This window comes from Streptococcus alactolyticus (genome assembly GCF_012277075.1).
In the GTDB taxonomy this organism is placed as follows: Bacteria; Bacillota; Bacilli; order Lactobacillales; family Streptococcaceae; genus Streptococcus; species Streptococcus alactolyticus.
Genome location: NZ_JAAXMT010000012.1, coordinates 1 through 25140, shown reverse-complemented (window position 1 = coordinate 25140; position 25140 = coordinate 1). Strand labels below are relative to the sequence as shown.

At 41.0% G+C, this 25140-nt stretch carries 24 protein-coding genes and 1 other RNA gene; 22 read left to right on the top strand and 3 right to left on the bottom strand.

The annotated features are described in order from the left end of the window. Positions 1 to 44 precede the first annotated feature (44 nt). From HFK82_RS07480 to HFK82_RS07455, 6 genes are all read left to right on the top strand, one after another. Positions 45 to 563 carry an SLOG family protein gene (locus HFK82_RS07480; protein ID WP_154454650.1) on the top strand — a complete coding sequence of 173 codons (519 nt, stop codon included), beginning with the start codon at positions 45 to 47 and terminating at the stop codon, positions 561 to 563. Between the two features lie 120 nt (positions 564 to 683). After that, the gene (gene gpsB / locus HFK82_RS07475) at positions 684 to 1022 is read left to right on the top strand and encodes a cell division regulator GpsB (RefSeq protein WP_168261325.1); all 339 of its coding nucleotides are present in this window, start codon (positions 684 to 686) and stop codon (positions 1020 to 1022) included. Positions 1023 to 1058: 36 nt separating this feature from the next. Continuing rightward, positions 1059 to 1430: RNase P RNA component class B (gene rnpB / locus HFK82_RS07470), an RNA gene on the top strand. Positions 1431 to 1557: 127 nt separating this feature from the next. After that, positions 1558 to 2730, top strand: coding sequence for a THUMP domain-containing class I SAM-dependent RNA methyltransferase (locus HFK82_RS07465; protein ID WP_168261324.1), 1173 nt, complete (start codon positions 1558 to 1560; stop codon positions 2728 to 2730). Between the two features lie 61 nt (positions 2731 to 2791). After that, positions 2792 to 4423: a cell division site-positioning protein MapZ family protein gene (locus HFK82_RS07460; RefSeq protein WP_168261323.1), complete on the top strand. Its 1632-nt coding sequence runs from the start codon at positions 2792 to 2794 to the stop codon at positions 4421 to 4423. Positions 4424 to 4587: 164 nt separating this feature from the next. Then, positions 4588 to 5352, top strand: a complete 765-nt coding sequence (locus tag HFK82_RS07455) for a (S)-acetoin forming diacetyl reductase (RefSeq protein WP_168261322.1) — start codon at positions 4588 to 4590, stop codon at positions 5350 to 5352. Positions 5353 to 5410: 58 nt separating this feature from the next. Here HFK82_RS07455 and HFK82_RS07450 read toward each other — a convergent pair whose 3' ends face one another. Continuing rightward, positions 5411 to 5896 carry an S-ribosylhomocysteine lyase gene (locus HFK82_RS07450; protein ID WP_154454646.1) on the bottom strand — a complete coding sequence of 162 codons (486 nt, stop codon included), beginning with the start codon at positions 5894 to 5896 and terminating at the stop codon, positions 5411 to 5413. 169 nt (positions 5897 to 6065) lie between these two features. On the opposite strand from HFK82_RS07450, the gene HFK82_RS07445 reads away from it, so the two are divergent. The 13 genes from HFK82_RS07445 (at position 6066) to HFK82_RS07385 (ending at position 20578) form a co-directional block, all read left to right on the top strand. After that, on the top strand, positions 6066 to 7673 hold the full coding sequence (locus HFK82_RS07445; protein WP_168261321.1) for a ribonuclease Y: 1608 nt from the start codon (positions 6066 to 6068) through the stop codon (positions 7671 to 7673). Positions 7674 to 7829: 156 nt separating this feature from the next. Next, positions 7830 to 8447 carry a guanylate kinase gene (gene gmk / locus HFK82_RS07440; protein WP_154454645.1) on the top strand — a complete coding sequence of 206 codons (618 nt, stop codon included), beginning with the start codon at positions 7830 to 7832 and terminating at the stop codon, positions 8445 to 8447. A gap of 18 nt (positions 8448 to 8465) precedes the next feature. Then, positions 8466 to 8780, top strand: coding sequence for a DNA-directed RNA polymerase subunit omega (gene rpoZ / locus HFK82_RS07435; RefSeq protein WP_154454644.1), 315 nt, complete (start codon positions 8466 to 8468; stop codon positions 8778 to 8780). Between the two features lie 71 nt (positions 8781 to 8851). Further along, a complete protein-coding gene (locus tag HFK82_RS07430; RefSeq protein WP_336498486.1) occupies positions 8852 to 11245 on the top strand; it encodes a primosomal protein N' in 2394 nt (797 codons plus the stop codon). Positions 11246 to 11293: 48 nt separating this feature from the next. Then, positions 11294 to 12229 carry a methionyl-tRNA formyltransferase gene (gene fmt / locus HFK82_RS07425; RefSeq protein ID WP_168261319.1) on the top strand — a complete coding sequence of 312 codons (936 nt, stop codon included), beginning with the start codon at positions 11294 to 11296 and terminating at the stop codon, positions 12227 to 12229. After that, complete coding sequence (gene rsmB, locus HFK82_RS07420; protein ID WP_154454641.1) at positions 12219 to 13541, top strand: 16S rRNA (cytosine(967)-C(5))-methyltransferase RsmB; 1323 nt, start codon at positions 12219 to 12221, stop codon at positions 13539 to 13541. The genes fmt and rsmB overlap by 11 nt, the downstream gene beginning before the upstream one ends. A gap of 37 nt (positions 13542 to 13578) precedes the next feature. After that, complete coding sequence (locus HFK82_RS07415) at positions 13579 to 14316, top strand: Stp1/IreP family PP2C-type Ser/Thr phosphatase (protein WP_154454640.1); 738 nt, start codon at positions 13579 to 13581, stop codon at positions 14314 to 14316. Then, positions 14316 to 16256 carry a Stk1 family PASTA domain-containing Ser/Thr kinase gene (pknB, locus tag HFK82_RS07410; protein ID WP_168261318.1) on the top strand — a complete coding sequence of 647 codons (1941 nt, stop codon included), beginning with the start codon at positions 14316 to 14318 and terminating at the stop codon, positions 16254 to 16256. The genes HFK82_RS07415 and pknB overlap by 1 nt, the downstream gene beginning before the upstream one ends. Before the next feature lie 142 nt (positions 16257 to 16398). Further along, entirely contained in the window at positions 16399 to 17091 is a 693-nt protein-coding gene (liaF, locus tag HFK82_RS07405) for a cell wall-active antibiotics response protein LiaF (protein WP_154454638.1), read from the top strand. Next, entirely contained in the window at positions 17088 to 18110 is a 1023-nt protein-coding gene (locus tag HFK82_RS07400) for an envelope stress sensor histidine kinase LiaS (RefSeq protein WP_168261317.1), read from the top strand. The genes liaF and HFK82_RS07400 overlap by 4 nt, the downstream gene beginning before the upstream one ends. Then, positions 18094 to 18738 carry a response regulator transcription factor gene (locus tag HFK82_RS07395; protein WP_168261316.1) on the top strand — a complete coding sequence of 215 codons (645 nt, stop codon included), beginning with the start codon at positions 18094 to 18096 and terminating at the stop codon, positions 18736 to 18738. Before HFK82_RS07400 ends, HFK82_RS07395 begins: the two co-directional genes overlap by 17 nt. 80 nt (positions 18739 to 18818) lie before the next feature. Then, positions 18819 to 20222, top strand: a complete 1404-nt coding sequence (locus HFK82_RS07390; RefSeq protein WP_154454636.1) for a bifunctional Cof-type HAD-IIB family hydrolase/peptidylprolyl isomerase — start codon at positions 18819 to 18821, stop codon at positions 20220 to 20222. After that, complete coding sequence (locus HFK82_RS07385) at positions 20219 to 20578, top strand: S1 RNA-binding domain-containing protein (protein ID WP_154454635.1); 360 nt, start codon at positions 20219 to 20221, stop codon at positions 20576 to 20578. The genes HFK82_RS07390 and HFK82_RS07385 overlap by 4 nt, the downstream gene beginning before the upstream one ends. A gap of 86 nt (positions 20579 to 20664) precedes the next feature. Here the strand turns inward: HFK82_RS07385 and cysK are convergent, their stop codons facing one another. Next, the gene (cysK, locus tag HFK82_RS07380; protein ID WP_168261315.1) at positions 20665 to 21594 is read right to left on the bottom strand and encodes a cysteine synthase A; all 930 of its coding nucleotides are present in this window, start codon (positions 21592 to 21594) and stop codon (positions 20665 to 20667) included. 98 nt (positions 21595 to 21692) lie between these two features. Then, complete coding sequence (locus HFK82_RS07375; protein ID WP_154454633.1) at positions 21693 to 22319, bottom strand: YigZ family protein; 627 nt, start codon at positions 22317 to 22319, stop codon at positions 21693 to 21695. Between the two features lie 55 nt (positions 22320 to 22374). On the opposite strand from HFK82_RS07375, the gene HFK82_RS07370 reads away from it, so the two are divergent. The 3 genes from HFK82_RS07370 to hpf all read left to right on the top strand — a co-directional run bounded on the left by HFK82_RS07370 (position 22375) and on the right by hpf (position 24964). Beyond that, positions 22375 to 23673, top strand: a complete 1299-nt coding sequence (locus HFK82_RS07370; protein ID WP_168261314.1) for an ATP-dependent helicase ComFA — start codon at positions 22375 to 22377, stop codon at positions 23671 to 23673. Next, the gene (locus HFK82_RS07365; RefSeq protein WP_168261313.1) at positions 23673 to 24335 is read left to right on the top strand and encodes a ComF family protein; all 663 of its coding nucleotides are present in this window, start codon (positions 23673 to 23675) and stop codon (positions 24333 to 24335) included. Before HFK82_RS07370 ends, HFK82_RS07365 begins: the two co-directional genes overlap by 1 nt. A gap of 80 nt (positions 24336 to 24415) precedes the next feature. Further along, the gene (gene hpf / locus HFK82_RS07360; protein WP_168261312.1) at positions 24416 to 24964 is read left to right on the top strand and encodes a ribosome hibernation-promoting factor, HPF/YfiA family; all 549 of its coding nucleotides are present in this window, start codon (positions 24416 to 24418) and stop codon (positions 24962 to 24964) included. The last annotated feature ends 176 nt before the right edge of the window (positions 24965 to 25140 follow it).

The following is a 25140-nucleotide window of genomic DNA, read 5'->3' as shown; positions in this document are numbered from 1 at the left end:
CATAGGTAGTCCTATTATAACATATTTTTTAAAAGGAGGCAGATATGAACGCAATTCTTGTGACGGGGTACCGCGGATTTGAATTGAGCATTTTTCAAGATAAGGACCCACGCATTGATGTGATCAAGGCGGCCATTCGAAAAGACCTTATCCATTATCTTGAAGAAGGGGTGGAGTGGTTTATTTTCACGGGCAATCTTGGCTTTGAATATTGGGCACTGCAAGTGGCTAAGAAATTGCAGGCGGATTACCCTTTTCAAATTGCCACGCTTTTCACCTTTGAAACTCAAGGCCAACAGTGGAACGAAGCCAATCAAGCCAAATTGGCAGATTTCAAGCAGGTTGATTTTGTCAAATACGCCTACGAAAGCTATGAGAACCCATCACAATTTCGACAATATAATCACTTTTTGGTTCAAAACACGCAAGGTGCCTACCTTTTTTATGATACTGAAAATGAAACCCAATTGAAATATTTGTTAAAAGTCATGCAAGAACAAGCAGATTACCCTATTACTTTTTTGACTTTTGAGCGTTTAAATGAATTTTTAGAAGATTGGTAAGACGTATCGGTCACAAGAAAATTAGAAGTAAATGCTTGATTTTTCTCTAATATTTCTGTACTATATAATTTGGTATCATGATTTCATGTGCCTTAGAATGGTTTTGGTTGGAGAGATAGAATGGCAAGTATTATTTATAGTCCTAAGGACATTTTTGAACAAGAGTTTAAAACCAGCATGCGTGGTTACGATAAGAAAGAAATTGACGAATTTTTGGATAATGTGATCCAAGATTACGAAAGTTATCTCACACAAATTCAAGAATTACGCGAAGAAAATGACCGCTTAAAACAACAATTAGCAGCAAAATCTAAGGCAAATGCGCAATCATCATACGTTTCTTCGCAAGCAGCAAGTGCACAACAAACACGTGTGGCACAATCTGCAACTAACTTCGATATTTTGAAACGCATTAGCCGTTTGGAAAAAGAAGTCTTTGGTAAACAAATCAATGGGTAATTTAAGCCTTAGTGCTTGAGTTATAAAAAACGTGCAATTTTTGGATAATCGCGTGGTGCATTTGGTATCATGAGGAAAGTCCATGCTAGCACCGGCTGTGATGCTGGTAGTGTTTGTGCTAGGTGAATCAATAAGCCTAGGGACATCTTTTTGGAAGGTGTTACGGCGAGCGAAAGGACTAAGTCGTTAGATAGGTCTGAGTTGCTCTGAAAGTGCCACAGTGACGTAGTTTTTAGGGAAACCTAAAAAGTGGAACGCGGTAAACCCCTCAAGCTAGCAACCCAAACTTTGGTAGGGGCATGGGATAGTTGGAAGACGAACAATCTATCCTGACTGGAAACAGTAGACAGATGATTATCGAAGGAGGTAAGACCTAGTTACCTCTGGAACAAAACATGGCTTATAGAAAATTGCATATAGGTTGAGCTAGCTTAGGCTAGCTTTTATTTTGCAAATAACTGATATTTTAATGGTTCAAAAACCGTAAAACGTGATACACTTATAGATAAGTATTTGATGAAATAGGAATTAAGGAATGAAGAAAAACTTTAATTTAGTAGCGACATCGGCTGCGGGGCTGGAGGCGATTGTCGGGCGTGAAATTCGTGATTTAGGAATTGAGTGCCAGGTTGAAAATGGGAAGGTGCATTTTCAAGGGGATGTAAGAACGATCATTACGACCAATCTCTGGCTACGAGCGGCTGACCGCATCAAGATTGTCGTGGGGGAATTTCCAGCACGTACCTTTGAAGAATTGTTCCAAGGCGTTTATGCGCTTGATTGGGAAAATTACTTGCCTTTGGGGGCTAAATTTCCCATTGCCAAGGCCAAATGTGTGAAATCAAAGCTTCACAATGAGCCAAGTGTTCAAGCTATTAGTAAAAAAGCGGTCGTGAAAAAATTGCAAAAAGTGTATCACCGTCCTGACGGTGTGCCTTTGCAGGAAAATGGTGCAGAATTTAAAATTGAAGTATCCATTTTGAAGGACAAGGCAACGGTCATGATTGATACAACGGGGGCTAGCCTCTTTAAACGTGGTTACCGTGTGGAAAAAGGTGGTGCTCCGATTAAAGAAAACATGGCCGCAGCTATCATTGAGTTATCTAATTGGTATCCCGATAAGCCTTTTATCGACCCAACCTGTGGTTCAGGGACTTTCTGCATTGAGGCGGCTATGATTGGCATGAACATTGCTCCTGGTTTTAACCGTGATTTTGCTTTTGAAGCATGGAATTGGGTCGATGCGGATTTGGTTCAACAAGTTCGTGACGAGGCTGAAGCAAAAGCCGATTATGATATTGAGCTTGATATTTCAGGTTTTGATATTGATGGTCGGATGATTGAGATTGCGAAAAAGAACGCACAAGAAGCAGGACTTGCAGATGTCATCCAATTGAAACAAATGCGTCTTCAAGATTTAAAAACCGATAAAATCAACGGTGTTATCATATCAAACCCACCTTATGGCGAACGATTGCTGGATGACAAAGCGGTGGACATCTTGTATAATGAGATGGGACAAACTTTTGCTCCGCTCAAAACATGGAGCAAATTCATCTTGACCAGTGATGAACAGTTTGAACGCAAATACGGCTCGCAGGCTGATAAAAAACGAAAACTTTATAATGGAACACTGAGGGTTGATTTGTATCAATTTTATGGCGAACGTGTCAAACGCTCTGCCGTGCCATCAACCAAAGATAAGTGAGATTAGCTAGCAGTTAAGAGCCTATGTGATATAGAAATCTGATGTAGAGAGGTGAACAAGCGTGTCAGAAAAGAAAGAAAACCCATCTTCTCAAGAGCAAGATGGCTTGGATTTACAAGATGTCAAATACATGACCGTTGAAGAAGTTGCACAAAAGAATTCTGAAATCAAAGCCAGTGCAGGTGATTCTGACGGGGTGTTGGATAAGTATATTAAAGAACATAAAGACGAAGTCACATCACAAAAATTTGAGTCAAAAATATCGGATTTTGATGATTTGGACACGTTAGCTTTGGATGATTTTATCAAAAAGCAACGCGAAGAATTGGCTCAAAAAGGAATTATTGGCAATGCAGCCCTAAAAAGCGATTTACCTAAGCAGGCTGAAACACCTACTCCTGAACCTAAAGCTGTCCCAGTAGAAGATGCTACTGAAAAAGCGGATGCTAGGCCACAGGAGGAAACGCCTGCTTTTCAAATCAAGGACGAGCAGCCAGAACCTCAACCCCAGCCAGAGCAAGAGGCAACAGAGCCAGCAGACATCAAACCAGAACCATCTGTTAGCCCAGAGCCTACCCCTGCTGTTAGTAGTCCTGCCTTTACTGAGGAAAAGGACGACGATGACGCTTGGGGAGATGAGGAGCCTAAAAAGCTCACAAGAACCTTTATTATTGGTGGTGTAGCAACTTTGGTGCTTGCTATTTTTGGGATTGCCTATGGTTTGAATGCCAATAAAAACGACTCTAAAACAGTGCAGTCAAATACGTCGGTCACTAAAACATCGTCAGAAGAATCATCAAAAGAGAAAAAAGCAGCATCAGCCTTTGATTCTTATTATGATTCATTCTTTACAGATGATAAGAAAACCAGCTTGAAAAACAGCGCTTTTTCAAATCTGCCAACCTTGAAAGAAAAATTGGATGCTTTGAAAGGTACCAAGTCATACGATGCAGCCAAAAAAGATTATGATGCCTTGGATAAACAAATTGAAGCCATCCAATCTGTCAACAAACGCTTCGAATCTGATGTGATTGTTGATGGTAAAAAAGTTTCTGCAACGGTGAAATCAGATGCTAACTTTGACCAATTATCAAGCGACTTGCTAAAAACAGGCAATGCTAAACTAGATACCTTGTTACAATCAGCGATAACTGATGGTAAAGAACAATTGGAACAAGCAACAGCTGCTAGTAATGAAGCCGCTGCAAGTAGCAGTGAAGCAGCTAGTTCATCATCAAGTTCAAGCGAAGCGCCTGACTCTTCAACAGAAGCAAGTGACAGTGAGCAAAGTCAAACGGAAGCTAGCTCAACAACGCAAGAAGCATCATCAGATACGTCAACACCTGCAACAGCCAGCGTTTCAGGAGCGACAAGCTACGGTATTACGTCTTACAATCCTGCTATTTTGCAACGCAATCTTAGCCGTGTGCCTTATAATGAAAGTGCGATTGCAGACTCAAGCAACCCAGCTTGGACCTTTGCACCAGGTGTCCTTGAAAAAATCATTGATACCTCACACGCACGTGGCTATTTCTCAGGAAATGACTTTATCTTAGAAAAAGTCAATATCATCAACGACAATGGTTACTACAATATGTTCAAGGCTGATGGAACTTATCTGTTCTCTATCAACTGTAAAACGGGTTACTTCGTCGGAAATGCTGCTGGTCATTCAGATGCCTTGGATTACTAAAACTATAAAAGAGGACCGTAAGGTCTTCTTTTATGCTATCAGAAAAGTTATTTTTTAGTCGAAAAGTATTTTCAAAAATAGTGTGATTTTCAGAGAAAAAAATTGACGCTATAAAATGTAAGCGCTATAATTGCAGTAATAAAACAGAATACGAGGTGATAAAGATGGTAAAAGTTGCTATTGTGACTGGTGCTGGTCAGGGAATTGGTTTGGCGATTGCTAAACGTTTGCACGCTGACGGTTTTAAAATTGGTATTCTTGATTACAATCAAGAAACAGCTGAAAAAGCTGCGCAAGACATTTCACCGACAAATACCTTGCCTGTCGTGGCGGACGTGTCAAAACGTGAAGAAGTCGCTGCCGCCTTTGCTAAAGTTGTTGAGCATTTTGGTGATTTGTCTGTCGTGGTCAATAACGCTGGTGTTGCTCCGACAACGCCGCTAGAAAGCATTACAGAAGAAGTCTTTGAACGCACTTTTGCTATTAATGTTGGAGGTGTTATTTGGGGAGCGCAGGCTGCGTTGGCTCAGTTCAAGGCATTAGGACACGGCGGTAAAATCATCAATGCAACGTCGCAAGCAGGGGTCGTCGGCAATCCCAATCTGACGGTTTATGGTGGCAGTAAATTTGCTGTGCGTGGTATTACGCAGACCTTGGCGCGTGATTTGGCTAAGGACGGCATTACAGTAAATGCCTATGCTCCAGGTATTGTTAAGACACCAATGATGTATAGTATCGCTCACGAAGTAGGCAAAAATGCTGGCAAAGATGACGAATGGGGAATGCAAACTTTTGCCAAAGACATCACCCTACAACGCCTTTCAGAACCTGAGGACGTAGCCAATGCCGTTAGTTTTTTAGCTGGTCCAGATTCAGACTACATCACAGGACAAACCATTATCGTGGACGGCGGTATGCAATTCCACTAAAATGAAAGCAAACGAAAAAGCAGAGAGCATTTAAGCCTTCTCTGCTTTTTGTGTGGTCTTAGATGACATGGCGTTCAAATGGGTCGTCTGAAATGCCGTCTTGTAAAATGACTTTTGCCCATTCTTTTGCAGTAAAAAGACTGTGGTCCTTGTAGTTTCCGCAAGATTCAATGGTTGTACCTGGGACGTCATCCCAAGTTGTGACATTAGCGATTTCTTCGAGGCTAGATTTGATGACTTGGGCAATTTCTGTCGTGTTGTGCTCACCCCACATCATCAAATGAAAACCTGTGCGGCATCCAAAAGGAGAGCAGTCAATCATACCATCAATGCGTTCACGAATTAATTTAGCAAATAAATGCTCAATCGTGTGTAGTCCTGCGGTTGGGATGGCATTTTCATTTGGTTGTACCAAACGCACATCAAAGTTAGAAATAACATCACCAACAGGCCCTTTTTCTTGTGAAATCAGGCGAATGTATGGTGCTTTCACAATTGTATGGTCCAATTCAAAGCTTTCTACGGTAACCTCTTTTTTAGACATAATAACCCCCCTTTTTACTAGTATTCCTATCATAACATAAAATTTATTAAAACGCTTTAAAATTTTAAATTGTGAAAAAATTCGTTTTATGGTAAACTGGAAAGTAGTTTTCTATTAATGAAAATAGAATTAGTAGAAAATATTAAAAATAGAATATTGAGGTAAAAACGTGACAGATATTATTATTTTGATTGTTTTTGCCCTCATTGGTTTGATAGTTGGTTATGCCTTGATTTCGATTAGACTGAAGTCTGCAAAGAAAGCGGCAGAACTCACTCTTTTAAATGCCGAACAAGATGCTGTAAACTTACGTGGAAAAGCTGAGCAAGAAGCAGAGCAGATTCGACAAACAGCAGAGCGAGAAAGCAAATCTCACCGCAAAGAGATGCTAATCGAAGCTAAAGAAGAGGCTAGAAAATATCGTGAAGAGATTGAAAAAGAATTCAAGTCTGAAAGACAAGGGTTAAAGCAGTTAGAAATACGTTTGACAGAACGTGCTTATTCTCTTGACCGAAAAGACGAGAACTTAACTAACAAAGAAAAATTGTTGGAAAGCAAAGAGCAGAGTCTGACCGATAAAACTAAGCATATTAATGAGCGTGAAAAACAAATTGGAGAGCTAGAAGGCCAAAAGCAAGCTGAATTGGAACGTGTCGCAGTGATGACTATTGCAGAAGCGCGTGAGGTTATTTTGACCGAAACGGAAAATAACTTGACACACGAAATTGCAACGAAAATCAAAGACGCCGAACGTGAGATTCGTGACAAGTCAAGCAAAATGGCGAAAGACATTTTGGCGCAGGCCATGCAACGTATGGCTGGGGAATATGTGGCTGAGCAAACCATCACCACGGTCCACTTGCCAGATGACAGCATGAAGGGACGTATCATTGGACGCGAAGGGCGTAATATTCGGACCTTTGAAAGCTTGACAGGTGTGGATGTTATCATTGATGATACTCCTGAAGTGGTGGTCTTGTCAGGATTTGACCCCGTTCGTCGTGAAATTGCCCGCTTGACCCTTGAAGCTTTGATCCAAGATGGCCGTATTCACCCAGCTCGTATTGAAGAATTGGTTGAAAAAAATCGCCTAGAAATGGATCACCGCATCCGTGAATACGGTGAAGCAGCAGCCTTTGAAATTGGTGCCCTTAACCTTCACCCTGATCTCATCAAGATTATGGGACGCCTTCATTTCAGAACTTCTTATGGCCAAAACGTTCTTCAACACTCGATTGAAGTCGGTAAAATGGCTGGTATTTTAGCTGGAGAACTGGGTGAAAATGTGGCTTTGGCTCGACGTGCAGGCTTTTTGCATGACATGGGGAAAGCGATTGACCGTGAAGTGGAAGGAAGCCACGTTGAAATTGGTGCCGAATTTGCTCGCAAGTACAAGGAAAGCCCAGTGGTTGTCAATGCCATCGCCAGTCACCATGGTGATGTGGAGCCTGAAAGCGTCATTGCTGTGCTTGTAGCCGCTGCGGATGCCTTGAGTTCTGCCCGCCCAGGTGCTCGTAATGAATCTATGGAAAATTACATTAAACGTCTGCGTGATTTGGAAAATATTGCGACAAGCTTTGATGGTGTTAAGAGCAGTTATGCCCTTCAAGCAGGGCGTGAAATTCGCATCGTTGTCCAACCGAATAAAATTTCAGACGACGAAGTGACCATCCTAGCCCACAAGGTTCGTGAGAAAATTGAAAATAATTTGGATTATCCAGGAAACATCAAGGTGACCGTTATTCGAGAACTTCGTGCCGTGGATTACGCCAAATAAAACGCTGTAAAAAGGAGGTGCTGAAAAGGTACTTCCTTTTGCTTTAGACAAGCGGCTAAAATGCCTTGAAAAATACCAGTATTTTTGGTACACTAATCTGTAGTTTAATTGATAAAAGATAAAACTTCACTTGTATTTTATAGTAAGGAGAGTGGCATGGCCGAACGTGGTTTGTTAATTGTTTTCTCAGGACCTTCTGGAGTTGGTAAGGGAACAGTTCGCCAAGAAATTTTTTCTACACCAGATCATCAATTTGAATATTCTGTTTCTATGACGACACGTCCAAAACGACCAGGAGAAGTTGATGGTGTTGATTACTTTTTCAGAACTCGTGAAGAATTCGAGGACTTGATTAAAAAAGGTCAAATGTTGGAATACGCCGAGTACGTTGGGAACTACTACGGTACACCGCTCACTTACGTGAATGAAACGCTTGATAAAGGAATTGACGTTTTCCTTGAAATTGAGGTTCAAGGTGCCCTTCAGGTTAAGAAAAAAGTGCCAGACGGTGTCTTTATCTTCTTAACACCACCAGATTTAGATGAATTAAAAGACCGCTTGGTTGGAAGAGGAACTGACAGCGAGGAAGTGATTCGCCAACGTATCGAGCGCGCGAAAGAAGAAATTGCCTTGATGCGCGAATACGACTATGCTGTTGTTAATGATGAAGTGCCTTTGGCTGCTGAGCGAGTGAAACGCATTATTGAAGTGGAGCATTTCCGTGTGGACCGTGTGATTGGTCGCTACAATGATATGATTAAGCACATTGATTAAGAAAGGAAACCAATAGCTATGATGTTAAAACCTTCTATCGATACTTTATTGGATAAGGTTCCTTCAAAGTATTCTCTTTGTATTCTTCAAGCCAAACGTGCTCATGAGTTAGAAGCAGGGGCTAAACCAACACAAACCTTTACTTCTGTGAAACCAACCTTGCAAGCCCTTGAAGAAATTGAATCAGGGAACGTGGTGATTCACCCAAATCCAGAAGCTAAACGCGCAGCTGTTCGTGCTCACATCGAAGCTCAACGTTTAGAAAAAGAAGAAGAAGAACGTAAAATCAAAGAACAAATTGCAAAAGAAAAAGAAGAAGGCGAAAAAATCTAAGGTGTTTTATCTTAGATTTTTCTTATAACTAACATTTTAGCCCTCAAGGGCAAGACCAGCCAGAAAGGGAAGTGAAGATGAAAATAGCACAGGTGATTGTAGATATCCCGCTGAAGCAGACAGATAAGCTTTTTTCTTACCTTGTTCCAGAAGTGTTTTGCCAACAAATTCAGCTCGGTTCTAGGGTTCATGTGCCTTTTGGTCGTGGCAACAGGCTCTTACAGGGCTTTGTCGTTGGTTTTTTGGAGACGTCAGGACAAGACCTTGACGGCTTGAAAGCCATTGAAGCGGTTTTGGATTTTGAGCCTGTTTTAAACGAAGAGCAGCTGTTTTTAGCAGATCAAATGCGCCACACCGTTTTTTCTTATAAAATTTCAATCTTAAAAGCCATGCTGCCTAATCTCTTGAATTCGCATTATGATAAGCGTTTGATGCCTATGGATACATTAGGTGAGGCAGATAGGTTGGCTTTGTTTGGGCAAGATGAGAGCCGCTTGTATTCGTCTTTATCCCAAGATGAAATTAAGCTGGTGTCCCAATTGGTGCACAATGGCAAGCTTTCAGTGACCTATTTGGCTAAGGACAAGAAAAGCATCAAAACGGAAAAATATTATCAGGTTCAAGTTGAACAACTTCATCTGGCAGCTATTTCCAACCGCGCTAAAAAGCGTTTGGCCTTGCGTGATTACTTGTTGGAAAATCCTAGCGAGGGCAAATTAGCAGATTTGCATCAGCTCTTTTCACGCGAAGTGGTCAAATTTTTTGTGGATAATGCCTTGATAACCGTTGTTGAAAAAGAGAAAAAGCGTTCAGATGCGTATTTTAATGTGGCAACGACGGATTTTCTGGCTTTAAATGCTGAGCAACAAAAGGTTGTAGATACGGTAACCAATCAAATTGGACAAGAAAGCAAGCCGTTTTTGCTGGAAGGTGTTACAGGTTCTGGTAAGACAGAAGTGTATTTGCATATTATCGATAAGGTTTTGAAACTGGGAAAAACGGCGATTGTTTTAGTGCCTGAAATTTCACTGACACCGCAGATGACCAATCGCTTTATCTCACGTTTTGGCAAGCAAGTTGCTATTATGCATTCGGCTTTGTCAGATGGTGAAAAGTTTGATGAGTGGCGAAAAATCAAGTCTGGTCAAGCGCGTGTGGTAGTCGGTGCTCGCTCGGCTATTTTTGCCCCAGTTGAGAATATTGGTGCGATTATTATTGATGAGGAGCATGAGGCGACTTATAAGCAAGAATCGAGTCCACGTTACCACGCTAGAGATGTGGCACTTTTGCGTGCTAAATACCATAAAGCTGTTTTGCTGCTAGGTTCTGCGACTCCAAGTATTGAGAGCCGTGCACGTGCCAGCCGAGATGTTTATCGCTTCTTGCAATTAACCCACCGTGCCAATCCCTTAGCTAAAATTCCAAAGGTTGAGATTGTGGATTTCAGGGATTATGTTGGGCAACAAGAATTGAGTAATTACACGCCATATCTCTTGGAGAAAATTGCGGACCGTTTGGAAAAGAAAGAGCAAATCGTGCTCATGCTTAACCGCCGTGGTTATTCTAGCTTTATCATGTGCCGTGATTGTGGCTACGTGGATGAGTGCCCTAATTGCGATATTTCATTGACCTTGCACATGGATACCAAGACCATGAATTGCCATTATTGTGGTTTTGAGAAAGCTATTCCGCGTCATTGTCCTAATTGTCAAAGTCCTAGCATTCGGTATTATGGCACAGGAACCCAGAAAGCCTATGACGAATTGGCCAGTATTTTTCCCCATGCTCGTATTTTGCGAATGGATGTGGATACCACGCGTCAAAAAGGGGCTCATCAACGTTTGTTGGATGCTTTTGACCATCATGAAGCGGATATTTTGCTAGGCACACAGATGATTGCCAAGGGACTTGATTTTCCAAATGTCACCTTGGTTGGGGTGCTAAATGCGGATACTTCGCTTAATTTACCTGATTTTAGGTCATCCGAACGTACTTTTCAATTGTTGACTCAGGTAGCTGGACGAGCTGGACGGGCTGAAAAAACAGGAGAAGTGCTCATTCAGACCTATAATCCCAATCATTACGCCATTCAATTGGCTCAAAAGCAGGATTATGAAGTCTTTTACGCCTATGAAATGAACATTCGTCGGCGACTGGCCTATCCGCCTTATTATTTCACGGTTGGCTTGACCTTGTCACACAAGGATGAACACACGGTGACTCGCAAATCATTTGAGATTTTGCAACTTTTGAAGCAGCAATTGTCAGACAAAATCAAAATTCTTGGTCCAACACCAAAGCCCATCGCCAGAACACACAATCTTTACCACTACCAAATCATCGTGAAATACCGATTTGAAAACCATTTGGAAGCCGTGTTAAATCAGATTTTGGACTTGACGCAGTTGCCAGAAAACAAAGATTTGCGTTTGGTGATTGATTATGAGCCACAAAATGTGATGTAGCCCGTTACTATGCTATAATGAAAGAAAATCTTTGTGAGAGGAAAAAACATGACAAATATTATTTTTATGGGAACGCCTGATTTTTCAGCGACCGTTTTAGAAGGTTTGTTAGCTGATAAGGCCTACAATATCCTAGCAGTTGTGACCCAGCCAGACCGCGCTGTTGGGCGCAAAAAGGAAATCAAAATGACCCCTGTTAAGGAAGTCGCCCTAGCTCACAACCTCCCTGTTTATCAGCCTGAAAAATTATCAGGTTCAGAAGAAATGGCTGAGCTGATGACTTTGGGAGCTGATGGTATTGTGACGGCTGCTTTTGGGCAATTTTTACCAACGAAATTGTTGGATTCTGTTGATTTTGCGGTGAATGTTCACGCATCGCTATTGCCAAAATACCGTGGCGGTGCACCTATTCATTATGCCATTATCAATGGTGACAAAGAAGCTGGCGTGACCATTATGGAAATGGTTAAAGAAATGGATGCTGGTGACATGATTGCCAAGGATGCAACATCGATTACCGATGAGGATAATGTGGGGACTATGTTTGACAAATTGGCGATTTTAGGCCGTGATTTGTTGTTGAGAACCCTCCCTGATTACATTGCAGGTAATATCACCCCTGAGCCACAAGACAGTAGCCAAGCAACCTTTTCACCTAATATTACCCCAGAAGAAGAACGCATTGATTGGCATCGACCAGCGCGTGATGTTTTCAATCATATTCGTGGTTTGAATCCATGGCCCGTGGCCCATACTTTGCTTGACGGCAAACGTTTCAAGATTTACGAGGCAAGTATAGCTCAAGGGCAAGGCAAACCAGGTGAAATCATTGAAAAAGGTAAAAAATCATTGGTAGTGGCCACTAGTGATGGTGCTATTGCGCTGAAAACAGTGCAACCAGCTGGAAAACCACGCATGAGCATTGTGGATTTTCTAAATGGTGTCGGACGCAAACTTGAGGTAGGTGACGTTATTGGCGAATGATTGGAAACAACAAGCACGCGGCGTAGCCTTACACGTTTTAGAAAATGTCTTTGAGGACGGGGCTTATTCTAACATTGCCCTCAATCAAGAACTCAAGCAAAGCACGCTATCACCTAAAGATAAAGCGTTGGTGACGGAGATTGTCTATGGCACTGTCGCGCGCAAAATCACGTTGGAATGGTACCTAGCGCATTATATCAAAGACCGCGATGAGCTAGAACCTTGGGTGTACGATCTCTTGATGCTGAGCCTTTACCAACTCTTGTATTTGGATAAAATGCCTGCGCACGCGGTGGTTAATGATGCCGTGACCATTGCTAAAAAACGCAGCCACCAAAAAGGTGCGGAGAAATTGGTCAATGCTGTTTTGCGTCGCCTTGCTCAAGAAGAACTGCCCAAACCAGCAGATATTAAGCGAAAAAACAAACGCTATTCGGTGCAATATTCTTTACCCGTGTGGCTAGTTAAAAAGCTAATTGACCAATTTGGTGAGAAGCGAGCTTTGGCTATTATGCAGAGCCTCTTTGTCCGCAATAAAGCCAGCATTCGTGTGACAAATCCAGAAAAATTGCCTGAGATTAAGGCAGCCACAGGCGCGGAAAATTCTCTTTTGTCTCCTGTTGGATTGGTAAAAACATCAGGGCATTTTGCTGGGACAAGCTACTTCGCAGACGGGGATATTACCATTCAGGACGAATCCAGCCAGTTAGTTGCCCCAACGCTTGCCATTCAAGGCGATGAAACGATTTTAGATGCTTGTGCGGCACCAGGTGGCAAAACAACCCACATGGCCTCTTACCTCAACAATGGCCATATCACAGCACTTGACTTGTATGACCACAAATTACAACTGGTCATGGAAAATGCCGAGCGCCTTCACGTTGCTGATAAAATCACAACGCAAAAACTAGATGCGACTAAAGTACATGAGCATTTTGCAGAAGATTCTTTTGATAAAATCTTAGTCGACGCCCCTTGCTCAGGTATTGGGCTGATTCGTCGAAAACCGGATATCAAATACAACAAAGACAATCAAGATTTCACCGCTTTGCAAGAAATTCAGCTGCAAATACTTGATAGCGTTTGTCAAACCTTGCGTAAAGGTGGTATAATAACTTATAGCACTTGTACGATTTTTGATGAGGAAAATGTTCAAGTTATTCGCAAATTTTTAGACACTCATCCAAATTTTGAGCAAGTAAACCTGAGTCATACGCAAGACGATATTGTTAAAAATGGTTGCTTAGTCATCACTCCAGAGCAATATCATACCGACGGGTTCTTTATAGGACAGGTCAGACGTATCTTGTAACTTCAAGGAGGAAACTGACACAGTCAGAGGAAAAACTATGAAAATTTCACTTGTAACTGATATCGGACAAAAACGTTCAAACAATCAGGATTTTATTAATAAATTTGATAACAAACAGGGTATTACCTTAGTCATTTTAGCAGATGGTATGGGTGGTCATCGTGCAGGTAATATTGCTAGTGAAATGACCGTTACTGATCTTGGACGTGAATGGGTGAATACGGATTATACCGAATTGAGCCAAATTCGTGATTGGTTCTTGGTTTCATTAGAAAATGAGAACAAAAAAGTTTACGAACTTGGTCAGACAGATGAGTTCAAAGGCATGGGAACAACTGTTGAAGCCCTAGCCATTGTCGATAACAACGTGATTTATGCACACGTGGGCGATTCGCGTATTGGCCTTTTGCGTCATGGAGAATATCAACTTTTAACAAGTGACCATTCTTTGGTTAATGAATTGGTGAAAGCTGGTCAATTAACAGAAGAAGAAGCGGCTAATCACCCACAAAAAAATATCATCACACAATCAATTGGACAAGCTAATCCTGTTGAACCAGACCTTGGTGTTCAGATGTTAGAAGAAAATGATTATTTGATTATCAATAGTGACGGTTTAACCAATATGATTACCAACGACGAAATCGTTGAAATTTTGAATCAAGATAAGAACCTTGATGAAAAAAATAAAGAGCTCGTTAGTCTTGCTAATGATAGAGGAGGACTTGATAACATCACTATTGCTTTAATCCACGTTGAAAGTGAGGAAGTTTAATGATTCAGATTGGCAAGTTGTTTGCTGGTCGTTATCGGATCCTTAAATCTATCGGACGGGGAGGAATGGCGGATGTTTATCTAGCAAAAGATTTAATTCTAGATAATGAAGAAGTGGCTATCAAGGTGCTTCGGACCAATTATCAGACAGATCAGATTGCCGTAGCACGTTTCCAACGAGAAGCCCGTGCCATGGCAGAGCTTAATCATCCCAATATCGTTTCCATCCGAGATATTGGTGAAGAAGACGGACAGCAATTCCTAGTAATGGAATATGTTGATGGGTCAGATTTGAAAAAATACATCCAAGATAACGCACCGCTTGCTAATAATGAAGTGGTCAGAATCATGGAAGAAGTCTTGTCAGCCATGACCCTAGCCCATCAACAAGGTATTGTTCACCGTGATTTGAAACCCCAAAATATCTTATTAACCAAAGACGGAACGGTTAAAGTAACGGACTTTGGTATTGCCGTAGCCTTTGCGGAAACAAGCTTGACCCAAACCAATTCCATGTTGGGAAGTGTGCATTATTTGTCGCCAGAGCAAGCGCGTGGCTCAAAAGCGACGGTCCAAAGTGATATTTATGCGATGGGGATTATGTTGTTTGAAATGTTGACAGGTCACATTCCTTATGATGGGGATTCAGCCGTGACCATTGCTTTGCAACATTTCCAAAAGCCTCTTCCATCGATTATTGCTGAGAATAAAAATGTCCCTCAAGCCTTGGAAAATGTGGTTATTAAGGCAACTGCCAAGCGTCTCAGTGACCGTTATGCGTCAACGTATGAAATGAGCCGTGATTTGATGACTGCCCTTTCTTATAACCGCAGTCGCGAGCCTAAGCTTGTTTTTGAGGACACTGAAAGTGCCAAACCGTTACCAAAAGTAACCACAACTACTTCAGTGCCATCAACAACCGAGCAGCTATTGCAAAAGCAAAAATCTGCCAAGGAAAAAGAAGGCAAGGACATTGAGGAAGTACCACCACAAAACAAGAAAAAGAGCCATCAAAAAAAATCGCGTCGAATGTCAGGAACGTTGATGAAGATTTTGATTGCTATTGTGGCTATCGTGGTTGCGGTCTTTACTTATTTGACCTTGACAACGCCATCGACTGTCAGAGTGCCTGATGTCGCTGAAACAAGCTTATCAGAAGCCAAAAAAACCATCGAAGAATCAGGACTTGAGGTTGGTGCCATCCACAAAGTTAATAATGATACGGTTAAGAAAAACCATGTCATCAAGACTAGCCCGACAATTGGTTCTGCCAAAAAAGAAGGCTCTGCTATTGACATCTATGTGTCAAAAGGCAGTGCTGGATTTAAAATCAAGGATTACTCAGGTAAGGATTACGAAGAGGCGATAAAAGACTTGGTTGACAATCACGGTGTGTCAGAATCTCAAATCACAGTTGAAAAAGTGACGACTTCTGATTATCCTGAAGGTACTATTATCAGTCAAAGTCCGAGCGAAGGCTCAACCTTTAATCCAAAAGGCGATAAGAAAATTACCTTTAAAGTAGCTGAGGAAGATACCGTTGTGATGCCAAATCTAGTTGGTTACACTTATTCAGAAGCTGTGGCGGCTTTGAATGCTTTGGGTATTCCTAGTTCGCATATAACAGTTTACCAAGCAACGTCAGGAACAAGCAATTATAGCCAAGTACCTGCACCGTCGGCTTCTGCAACGGTTGTTTCTCAAACGCCTTACTATGGTAACCAACTTGATGACAGTGTTACCCTTTACTTCTCAGCAGATGAAGAAGTGACACCAACCACACCGTCTGCGCCAACGACAGAAACGTCTAAATCAAAAGCGTCAAGTTCGGTTCCGTCATCATCTTCATCAAGTAGCAGTAGTGGCACAGAAACACCAGCAACGTCATCAAGCGACACTACTGTGGATAATAGTTCGGTGCCAGAAAGTAGCGAAAACTAGAAGTAAATAATAAACAAAAAAGAAGGTTTCACACCTTCTTTTTTGCGTTTAAAAGCGGTTCATCGTTTTTCTGGTCTTAGCTGCTAGCAGCTGATTTTTTAAATAGTTTTTGATAAAATGACAGAAAAAGAAAGGGATAGTAATGCGCAAAGTTCAATTTTTCCTCGTTGTCGAAACCGTACTATTGGTGATGGGGCTGCTGACCATCATGTCTAATAATCTATCTAGCTTCATTTTGATTCTTGTTTTGATTTTAATGGCTCTTCGCTTTTACAATCAAGACCAACGCCATAATTTTTTATTGACCATTGGCCTGGTGCTTTTGTTTTTGATTTTGATGTTGAATCCCTACATTATCATGGCTATTGTACTGGGGGTTGTTTATGTGGTTATCAATCATTTTTCCCAAGTGAAGAAGAAAAATCGCTACGCTTTGATCCGATTTCGTGAAGAAGATTTAAAAGCTAAGCCCATTCGGAGCCAGTGGATAGGCTCGCACACGCATGACAGTGATTTTTACGCCTTTGATGATATCAATATCATCCGTCTGACAGGAAGTGACACGATTGATTTGAGCAGGGTTATTGTGACGGGCAAGAATAATGTCGTGATCATTCGCAAGATTTATGGACCAACTAAAATCCTTGTCCCAATTGATGTGTCTGTTAAGTTGGAAACGGCTGCTATTTATGGTAGTGTCCGCTATTTTGATTTTGAGGAATACGATTTGCGAAATGAATCCTTGAAATTATGGCACGAAGACGAGGAAGCTCTCAAAGTGGTTAAAATCATTGTGAGCACATTGGCTGGAGATATTGAGGTGGTTCGCAAGTGAAAAAACATTATTTTTTGCTATTTATCTTGTATGCAAGTATTATCATCATTTCGATTGTTGCCGTAGTGCTAGACAGCCTTGGCATTCATTTGCAGCAAGTTCTTACCAATTTTTGGGTTTCTAGGAAATTCCTTTTCTCCATTGTCTTTTTAATTCTCGCCGTGACCATTTTGCTGTTGCTGCTGTGGGTGATTATGGATGATAATAGCAAGCGAGGCGTCAATCAAAATTTACGTCGTATTTTAAACAACCAACCACTGGATTTGAATGAAGATACAGAAATCAACACCAATCTGTTACGCCTTTCAAACAAAATGCGGCATTTGACGACTAGTTTACAAAATACAGAAAACAGTCGTATCCAAAGCAGTCAGGAAATCGTGGAGCAAGAAAGAAAGCGGATCGCGCGTGATTTACATGATACCGTGAGCCAAGAATTATTTGCCTCGTCTATGATTTTGTCGGGCTTGTCGATGAATTTGCCTCAAATTGAGCAAAAACAAGTTGCTGTCCAACTGTCAGCTGTGGAAAATATGTTGCAAAATGCCCAAAAAGACCTACGGATTTTGCTGCTGCATTTGCGTCCTACTGAGTTAGAAAATAAAACTCTTTCAGAAGGTTTTGATATCCTATTGAAAGAATTAACAGATAAGAGTAATATAGAGGTTGTTTATAAAAAACATATTGGCTCATTGCCTAAAAAAATAGAAGACAATGTCTTTCGAATTGCTCAGGAATTTATCAGCAACACCTTGAAACACGCTAAAGCTAGTCGTTTGGAAGTTTACCTCAATCAGACGGCGACGGAATTTCAGCTCAAAATGGTGGATAACGGTGTGGGATTTGATATGGACGCCAACCGTGAATTGAGTTATGGGTTAAACAACATTGAAGAACGTGTGGATGACATGGCTGGGACGCTGACATTGCTAAGTCAAAAAGGAAAAGGGGTTTCGATGGACATTCGTCTTCCCCTAGTAGGAGGAAAAAGCGAGGAGAATAATGACCCAGAAGATTAGTGTGATTTTAGTAGATGACCACGAGATGGTGCGTTTAGGCTTGAAAAGTTTTTTGGATTTGCAACCAGATGTTGAGGTGATTGGCGAGGCCAGCAATGGTAAGGAAGGGATTGACCTAGCTTTAGACCTAAAACCCGATGTGGTGGTAATGGATTTGGTGATGCCTGAAATGGATGGGGTTGAAGCAACCTTGACCCTCTTAAAAAAATGGAAAAAAGCAAAGATTCTCGTGCTAACGTCTTACTTGGATAATGAAAAAGTTTACCCCGTCATTAATGCAGGAGCGAAGGGTTATATGTTAAAAACGTCTAGCGCGGCTGAAATTCTAAATGCTATTCAAAAAGTGGCGCGTGGGGATTTAGCTATTGAAACCGAAGTGGATAAAAAAATCAAAAATCACGACCACATTAGAGAATTGCATGAAGATTTGACTGGTAGGGAACGTGATATTCTAAGGCTTTTGGCTAAAGGTTATGACAATCAAACCATTGCTGATGAATTGTTTATTTCCTTAAAAACCGTCAAAACCCACGTTTCTAATATCCTATCTAAACTAGATGTTGATGACCGTACCCAAGCGGTTGTTTATGCCTTTAAACATCATTTAGTTTCTCAAGATGACGAATAATGGTATAATAAAAGGGTACTTGTCTCATTTAGAAAGGAGATGGAAAGAGAAAGCTTAGAAACTCTTTCCGCAGTGATAAGATGGATGCAAAGCTAAAATACAAAGCTAAAAAAGTAAAAATTGTCTTTTTTGATATTGACGATACCTTGCGTGTCAAAGCGACAGGGTATATGCCAGAGTCTATTCAATACGTGTTTAAAAGCCTAAAAGACAAAGGTATTTTGACAGGAATTGCTTCAGGACGTGCTCTTTATGGTGTGGTTCCAGAAATCAAAGCCTTGGAGCCTGATTATTTTGTCACTATTAACGGGACTTACGTTGTTGATAAAAAAGGGCAAGAGATTGTAAATAACCCATTGCCACGCGATATTGTTGCCAAATACGTTGAATGGGCAAAATCAGAAGGTATCGAGTACGGTTTTGCAGGTAAGGACAAGCCTGTGGTATCCAAACGTTGCGACCTAGTTGACAATGCTTTGGAACCTGTTTATGGCATTTGCGACGTTGACTCTGATTTTTACCTCACTAATGATGTTTACCATATGTGGACGTTTTCTGAGCGCAATGACCAATTGCAATTGCCAGAAGAGTTAGCGTCACAAATTCGTCTAGTGCCTTGGCATGAGCATTCATCTGATGTCGTTCAAAAAGACATTTCAAAAGCCTCAGGGGTGGCTCATGTTCTTGAAAAGAACAATTGGAAACCTCTAAATGCCATGATGTTTGGCGATGGACCAAATGACATGGAAATATTTGACTATGTTGGCTTGACTGTAGCAATGGGAAATGCCGTCCCTGAACTCAAAGAAAAAGCTGACTTTGTCACAAAAACAGTAGAAGAAGATGGCATTTTATATGCCTTGGAGGAATTCGGTTTGGTAGAAAAACAATTACATTTTCCACAAGTTGATCTTGAAAACGTTGAAGGTCCAGTAGCAATTATTAAAACAAATCATGGGGATATGAAGATGAAACTCTTCCCAGAACACGCTCCAAAAACCGTAGCTAACTTTGTTGCTTTGGCAAAAGACGGTTATTATGATGGCATCATTTTCCACCGTATTATTCCTGAATTCATGATTCAAGGTGGTGACCCAACAGGTACTGGTATGGGTGGCCAATCTATCTATGGCGATAGCTTTGAAGATGAATTTTCAGAAGAACTTTACAATGTTCGTGGTGCTCTTTCAATGGCCAATGCTGGCCCAAACACTAACGGTAGCCAATTCTTCATCGTTCAAAATAGCAAAATTCCATATGCTCAAAAAGAATTGGAACGCGGTGGCTGGCCAAAACCAATCGCTGAATTGTATGCTGCTAAAGGTGGGACACCACACCTTGACCGTCGCCACACTGTCTTTGGACAAATTATGGATGACGCTTCATACAAAGTATTGGATGAGATTGCCAATGTTGAGACAGGAGCTCAAGACCGCCCGGTTGAAGATGTTGTCATCGAAACAATTGAGGTAGTGGATGAATGAAAATTGGTGACAAACTCACTGGAACAATAACAGGTATAAAACCTTATGGTGCCTTTGTTGCCTTAGATAATGGGACGACAGGTCTGATTCACATTTCAGAAATCAAGTCAGGATATGTGGATAATATCCATCAATTTCTCAAAATCGGTGAGCAGGTCTTGGTTCAGGTGGTGGATTTTGACGAATACACCAAAAAAGTGAGCCTATCGCTTCGTACGCTCGAAGAAGGCAAAAACTACGGCCATCGCCACCATCGTTTTTCAAACAGTCACTATAAAATCGGCTTTGAACCTTTAGAGCAGCACTTGCCCATTTGGATTGAAGAAAGTTTGAAAACCTTATCTAAAGAAGACTAAAAAAACACCGTGCTAGTAAGCTTAAAGCTCTAGCGCGGTGTTTTTGGTTTATATAGAGAGAAGCTGTAAATGGCAAGTTCAAGCTATTAATCGTTAAAATCGTACAAAGTTGTTGAGAGGTAGCGTTCGCCATTATCTGGAAGTAGAGCAAGAACTTTTTTGCCTTTGCCCAGTTCTTTGGCTTTTTCAATAGCAGCGTAAATAGCAGCACCAGAAGAAATACCAGCAAGGAAGCCTTCTTGACTACCCAAGTGTCTGCTTGTCGCGATGGCGTCGTCAGAAGTCACTCGAATAATGTCATCATAAGCCTTGACATCAAGAGTTTCTGGAATAAAGCCAGCTGAAATCCCTTGAATTTTGTGCGGACCAGGTTTTTCACCTGAAAGGACGGCCGACTCATCTGCCTCAACGGCATAGACTTTGACATTAGGGTTGGCTTTTTTGAGGGCGTGTGAAACTCCTGTTATGGTTCCACCAGTTCCCACACCAGCAACAAAAGCATCTAAGCCAGTTGGGCCAAAGCTGTCAATGATTTCAGCACCTGTTGTTTCCTCATGAACCGCAGGGTTAGAAGGATTGGCAAATTGGAGTGGCAACCAAGCCCCTTTTTCTTTGGCGATTTCCTTGGCTTTTTCAATGGCACCTTTCATCCCTTCGCTACCAGGTGTCAAGACCAATTCAGCCCCATAAGCTCGAATGATTTTTCGGCGTTCAATACTCATGGTTTCAGGCATGACGATGATAACCTTGTAGCCTTTAGCAGAGCCAACCCAAGTCAATCCAATCCCAGTATTACCAGATGTTGGTTCAACAATAGTATCACCAGGTTTGATGATACCTTTCTTTTCAGCGTCCTCAATCATGCGCAAGGCAATGCGATCTTTGACTGATGACCCTGGATTAAAAGCTTCTAATTTGATGTAAACATCTGCAGCATCCTCAGGGACAATGCGATTGAGTTTAACAATCGGTGTTTTTCCAACTAATTCTGTAATCGAGTTATAAATATGTGACATGTAACCACCCCTCGTTGATAAATTGATAGACAAAGTATAATCCCAATAGCCCCATTTGTAAAATACCTATTTTTTATCAAAGTGATAAGAATAGGCTATCACAGGTCAACCTCCACAATTTTAGCCCCTTCTTTTTGGAAAGTGACTTTTCCTTGGTAAAATTCAATGAGTCGTTGGCTGACGTCTTCGACAGCATCAGCGTCGAGGTAAATAAAAGTGGTAACCTGCTCAAGAAAAGTGGTGTCGCATTCTTGAAGGTTTTCTGCTTGCAAAAAGTTAGCAAAAACTTGGTATTGTGGATAAGTCAGCGTGATTTTAAGGCCTTCTTGCTCTTTGACTTCTACAATTCCAATCTCTTTTAAAGCATTGGCTACACTTCCTGAATAAGCCCGAATCAGCCCACCAGCTCCCAGCTTAATACCACCAAAATACCGTGTCACAACAGCAACCACATTGGTTAATCCTTGTTTTTCCAATACGGTCAACATAGGAACACCAGCTGTTCCGCTGGGCTCTCCATCGTCACTCGAACGTTTGATAAGCGCATCTTCCCCAACAATCATAGCCGAGCACGAGTGCGTGGCTTTGTAGTGTTCTTTTTTGACCTCCGCGATAAATTGACGCCCCTCGTCCTCAGTGCTAATCCGTTTCAATTGGCAAATAAAGCGTGATTTTTTAATGTCTTCTTCACAAATTCCGTCGTTTTTAATGGTTTTATAGTTCATACCCAAATTCTACAAAATTTTAGACTATTTGGCAAAAATTTTCGAATAAAGAAGTATGAACTCATTAGAATACTATTATGGAAGATTATTTACTTCAGAACAATTAACAGATGCCTTAAAAAAGCAGGCTAAGGCTCTTCCCGCTATGATAGATCACAAGACTCATGCAGAGTGTTGTCGTTGTGGCAGCAAGGTTTTCTCGAATTACCAATTACAAACAGGAGCCTTGTATTGTCGAGAATGTCTGGTTTTTGGACGAAATACAAATCAGCAGTCCTTGTATTATTTCCCACAAAAGCCATTTCCAAAAGAAGATGTTTTGGTTTGGAAGGGTCAATTAACCCCTTATCAAGAAAATATATCGCAAGGCATGTTGAAAGCTATCGCGGCTAAAAAAGATTTATTGGTCCATGCCGTAACAGGGGCAGGTAAGACAGAGATGATTTACCACGCTATTGCGACCGTGATTGCTAATGGTGGTTGTGTTGGATTAGCCAGCCCTCGAATTGATGTATGCCTTGAATTGTACAAGCGTCTGTCACAAGATTTTGCTTGTAAGATTAGTTTGCTGTATGGAGGATCCGAAAAATACCAACGTGCTCCACTAGTGATTTCAACAACTCATCAATTATTGAAATTCTATCAAGCCTTTGATTTGTTGATTATTGATGAAGTGGACGCCTTTCCCTTTGTGGATAATCACATGTTGTATCACGCAGTCGAGCAATCGCTCAAAAAAGAGGGGAGCAAGATTTATCTCACAGCCACCTCCACAGACCAGTTGGACAAACAGGTGCAAAGCGGTAAATTAGCTAAGCTGCATTTACCTAGACGATTTCATGCGAATCCTCTCGTCGTTCCCAAAAACATTTGGCTGAGTGGTGTTTTAAAGCACATGCAAAAAGGCCAACTTCCTAGAGCCTTCATGAAAATCTTGACAAAACAGCGTCAGACTAAGTATCCCTTACTCATCTTTTTTCCAAATATCGCACAAGGTCAGGTATTTACAAAGATTTTAAAAACGTATTTGCCACACGAAAATATCGCTTTTGTGTCCAGTCAGACGGAAAACCGTTTGGAAATCGTCAATCAATTTAGGCAGCAAGAGTTATCGATTTTAGTGACAACAACGATTTTGGAGCGAGGGGTAACCTTTCCTTGTGTGGACGTTTTTGTTATGCTAGCCCACCATCGCCTGTACACCAAAAGTGCCCTCGTGCAAATTTCTGGGCGTGTCGGTCGTGCCAAGGAGCGTCCGACAGGCGCACTATTATTTTTACATGAAGGCATTACGAAACCAATGACTAAGGCAATTGCTGAAATTAAAGAAATGAATAAAAGAGGTGGTTTTTAGTGGAATGTTTGCTATGCCGTCAGGTATTTTCAGAAACAGAACGGTTTTTAAACATTATCTTAATGGCAAAAGACAGTGACGGTGTCTGTTCGACTTGCCAAAATAGCTTTGAAAAAATTGGGGATTCACATTGCCCAACCTGTTTTCGAAAAGGTGAGATAAGGACCTGCTTAGATTGTCATGAGTGGAAAAAACAAGACCATCAGGTTCAACACGAAGCCCTTTTTACCTATAATGCATTTATGAGAGACTATTTTTCCAAATACAAGTTTCAAGGAGATATGGTACTAAGTCAAGTTTTAGCTAAACCAATTAAAAATCATCTGAAATACTACAAAGATTACACCTTAGTGCCAGTTCCTCTTAGCCCAGAGCGGCTAAGAGACAGGCAATTTAACCAAGTTACCGCCTTTTTAGATAGTGCCGGACTGTCTTATCAAGATATTTTAGAAAAGACAGATGTTCAAAAACAGTCAGATAAAAACAGACATGAGCGTCTAAAAAGTCAAAATCCTTTTACCATAAAAAGCCAAAAATCATTGCCAGAGCGAGTCCTCATTGTTGATGATATTTACACAACAGGCGCAACTCTCAAAGGCATTTACGATTTATTGCATCAGGCAGGCGTTAAAAATGTAAAAAGTTTTAGTATTGCACGGTAAACACTTGCAAATTTTCATGAAAGCAGTATAATAGAGTTATAAAAAGAAAGCGCTTTTTTAAAGCAAGAAAGAGGTAGCCTATGATTAAATATAGTATTCGTGGAGAGAACATTGAAGTAACTGACTCTATCCGTAACTATGTCGAATCAAAGCTCGGAAAAATTGAGAAATATTTTTATGCCGAACAAACTTTGGACGCGCGTGTAAACCTCAAAGTTTACCGTGAAAAAACTGCAAAAGTTGAAGTGACCATCTTAGTTGATTCTATTATGCTAAGAGCAGAAGATGTTTCACAAGATATGTACGGCTCTATTGACTTGGTAACAGACAAAATTGAACGTCAAATTCGTAAAAACAAAACTAAAATTGCGAAAAAACACCGTGAAAAATTGCCAACAAGTCATATTTTCACAAGCGAATTTGAAGCTGAAACTGTCGAAGAAGAACCAGCAGCAAAAGTGGTTCGTACAAAACATGTTAGCTTGAAGCCTATGGATATTGATGAAGCGCTTCTTCAAATGGACCTTTTAGGACATGACTTCTTCATTTACACTGACGCAGAAGATGCAACAACAAACGTTCTTTACCGTCGTGAAGATGGACAAGTTGGACTAATCGAAGCAAAATAATGAATTAGAAAATACTCTCAAGTTCATGCCTTCCTTAGAACTTGGGAGTATTTTTTATTTTAAAAAAGTGTTGACAAAGGAAAAGGTATTTAGTATACTGAATAAGCTGTCAACGAGGGACGGTTGATAACTTAAAGGTTTTGAAAAAACTTTAAAAAAGTTATTGACAAGAGATC

What these genes read in the sequence shown, in the direction of transcription:
- HFK82_RS07480 (WP_154454650.1), top strand. Translation starts at nt 45, where the DNA reads ATGAACGCAATTCTTGTGACGGGGTACCGCGGATTTGAATTGAGCATT.
- gpsB (WP_168261325.1), top strand. Translation starts at nt 684, where the DNA reads ATGGCAAGTATTATTTATAGTCCTAAGGACATTTTTGAACAAGAGTTT.
- HFK82_RS07465 (WP_168261324.1), top strand. Translation starts at nt 1,558, where the DNA reads ATGAAGAAAAACTTTAATTTAGTAGCGACATCGGCTGCGGGGCTGGAG.
- HFK82_RS07455 (WP_168261322.1), top strand. Translation starts at nt 4,588, where the DNA reads ATGGTAAAAGTTGCTATTGTGACTGGTGCTGGTCAGGGAATTGGTTTG.
- HFK82_RS07450 (WP_154454646.1), bottom strand. Translation starts at nt 5,896, where the DNA reads ATGTCTAAAAAAGAGGTTACCGTAGAAAGCTTTGAATTGGACCATACA.
- gmk (WP_154454645.1), top strand. Translation starts at nt 7,830, where the DNA reads ATGGCCGAACGTGGTTTGTTAATTGTTTTCTCAGGACCTTCTGGAGTT.
- rpoZ (WP_154454644.1), top strand. Translation starts at nt 8,466, where the DNA reads ATGATGTTAAAACCTTCTATCGATACTTTATTGGATAAGGTTCCTTCA.
- fmt (WP_168261319.1), top strand. Translation starts at nt 11,294, where the DNA reads ATGACAAATATTATTTTTATGGGAACGCCTGATTTTTCAGCGACCGTT.
- HFK82_RS07415 (WP_154454640.1), top strand. Translation starts at nt 13,579, where the DNA reads ATGAAAATTTCACTTGTAACTGATATCGGACAAAAACGTTCAAACAAT.
- pknB (WP_168261318.1), top strand. Translation starts at nt 14,316, where the DNA reads ATGATTCAGATTGGCAAGTTGTTTGCTGGTCGTTATCGGATCCTTAAA.
- liaF (WP_154454638.1), top strand. Translation starts at nt 16,399, where the DNA reads ATGCGCAAAGTTCAATTTTTCCTCGTTGTCGAAACCGTACTATTGGTG.
- HFK82_RS07395 (WP_168261316.1), top strand. Translation starts at nt 18,094, where the DNA reads ATGACCCAGAAGATTAGTGTGATTTTAGTAGATGACCACGAGATGGTG.
- HFK82_RS07390 (WP_154454636.1), top strand. Translation starts at nt 18,819, where the DNA reads ATGGATGCAAAGCTAAAATACAAAGCTAAAAAAGTAAAAATTGTCTTT.
- HFK82_RS07385 (WP_154454635.1), top strand. Translation starts at nt 20,219, where the DNA reads ATGAAAATTGGTGACAAACTCACTGGAACAATAACAGGTATAAAACCT.
- cysK (WP_168261315.1), bottom strand. Translation starts at nt 21,594, where the DNA reads ATGTCACATATTTATAACTCGATTACAGAATTAGTTGGAAAAACACCG.
- HFK82_RS07375 (WP_154454633.1), bottom strand. Translation starts at nt 22,319, where the DNA reads ATGAACTATAAAACCATTAAAAACGACGGAATTTGTGAAGAAGACATT.
- HFK82_RS07370 (WP_168261314.1), top strand. Translation starts at nt 22,375, where the DNA reads ATGAACTCATTAGAATACTATTATGGAAGATTATTTACTTCAGAACAA.
- hpf (WP_168261312.1), top strand. Translation starts at nt 24,416, where the DNA reads ATGATTAAATATAGTATTCGTGGAGAGAACATTGAAGTAACTGACTCT.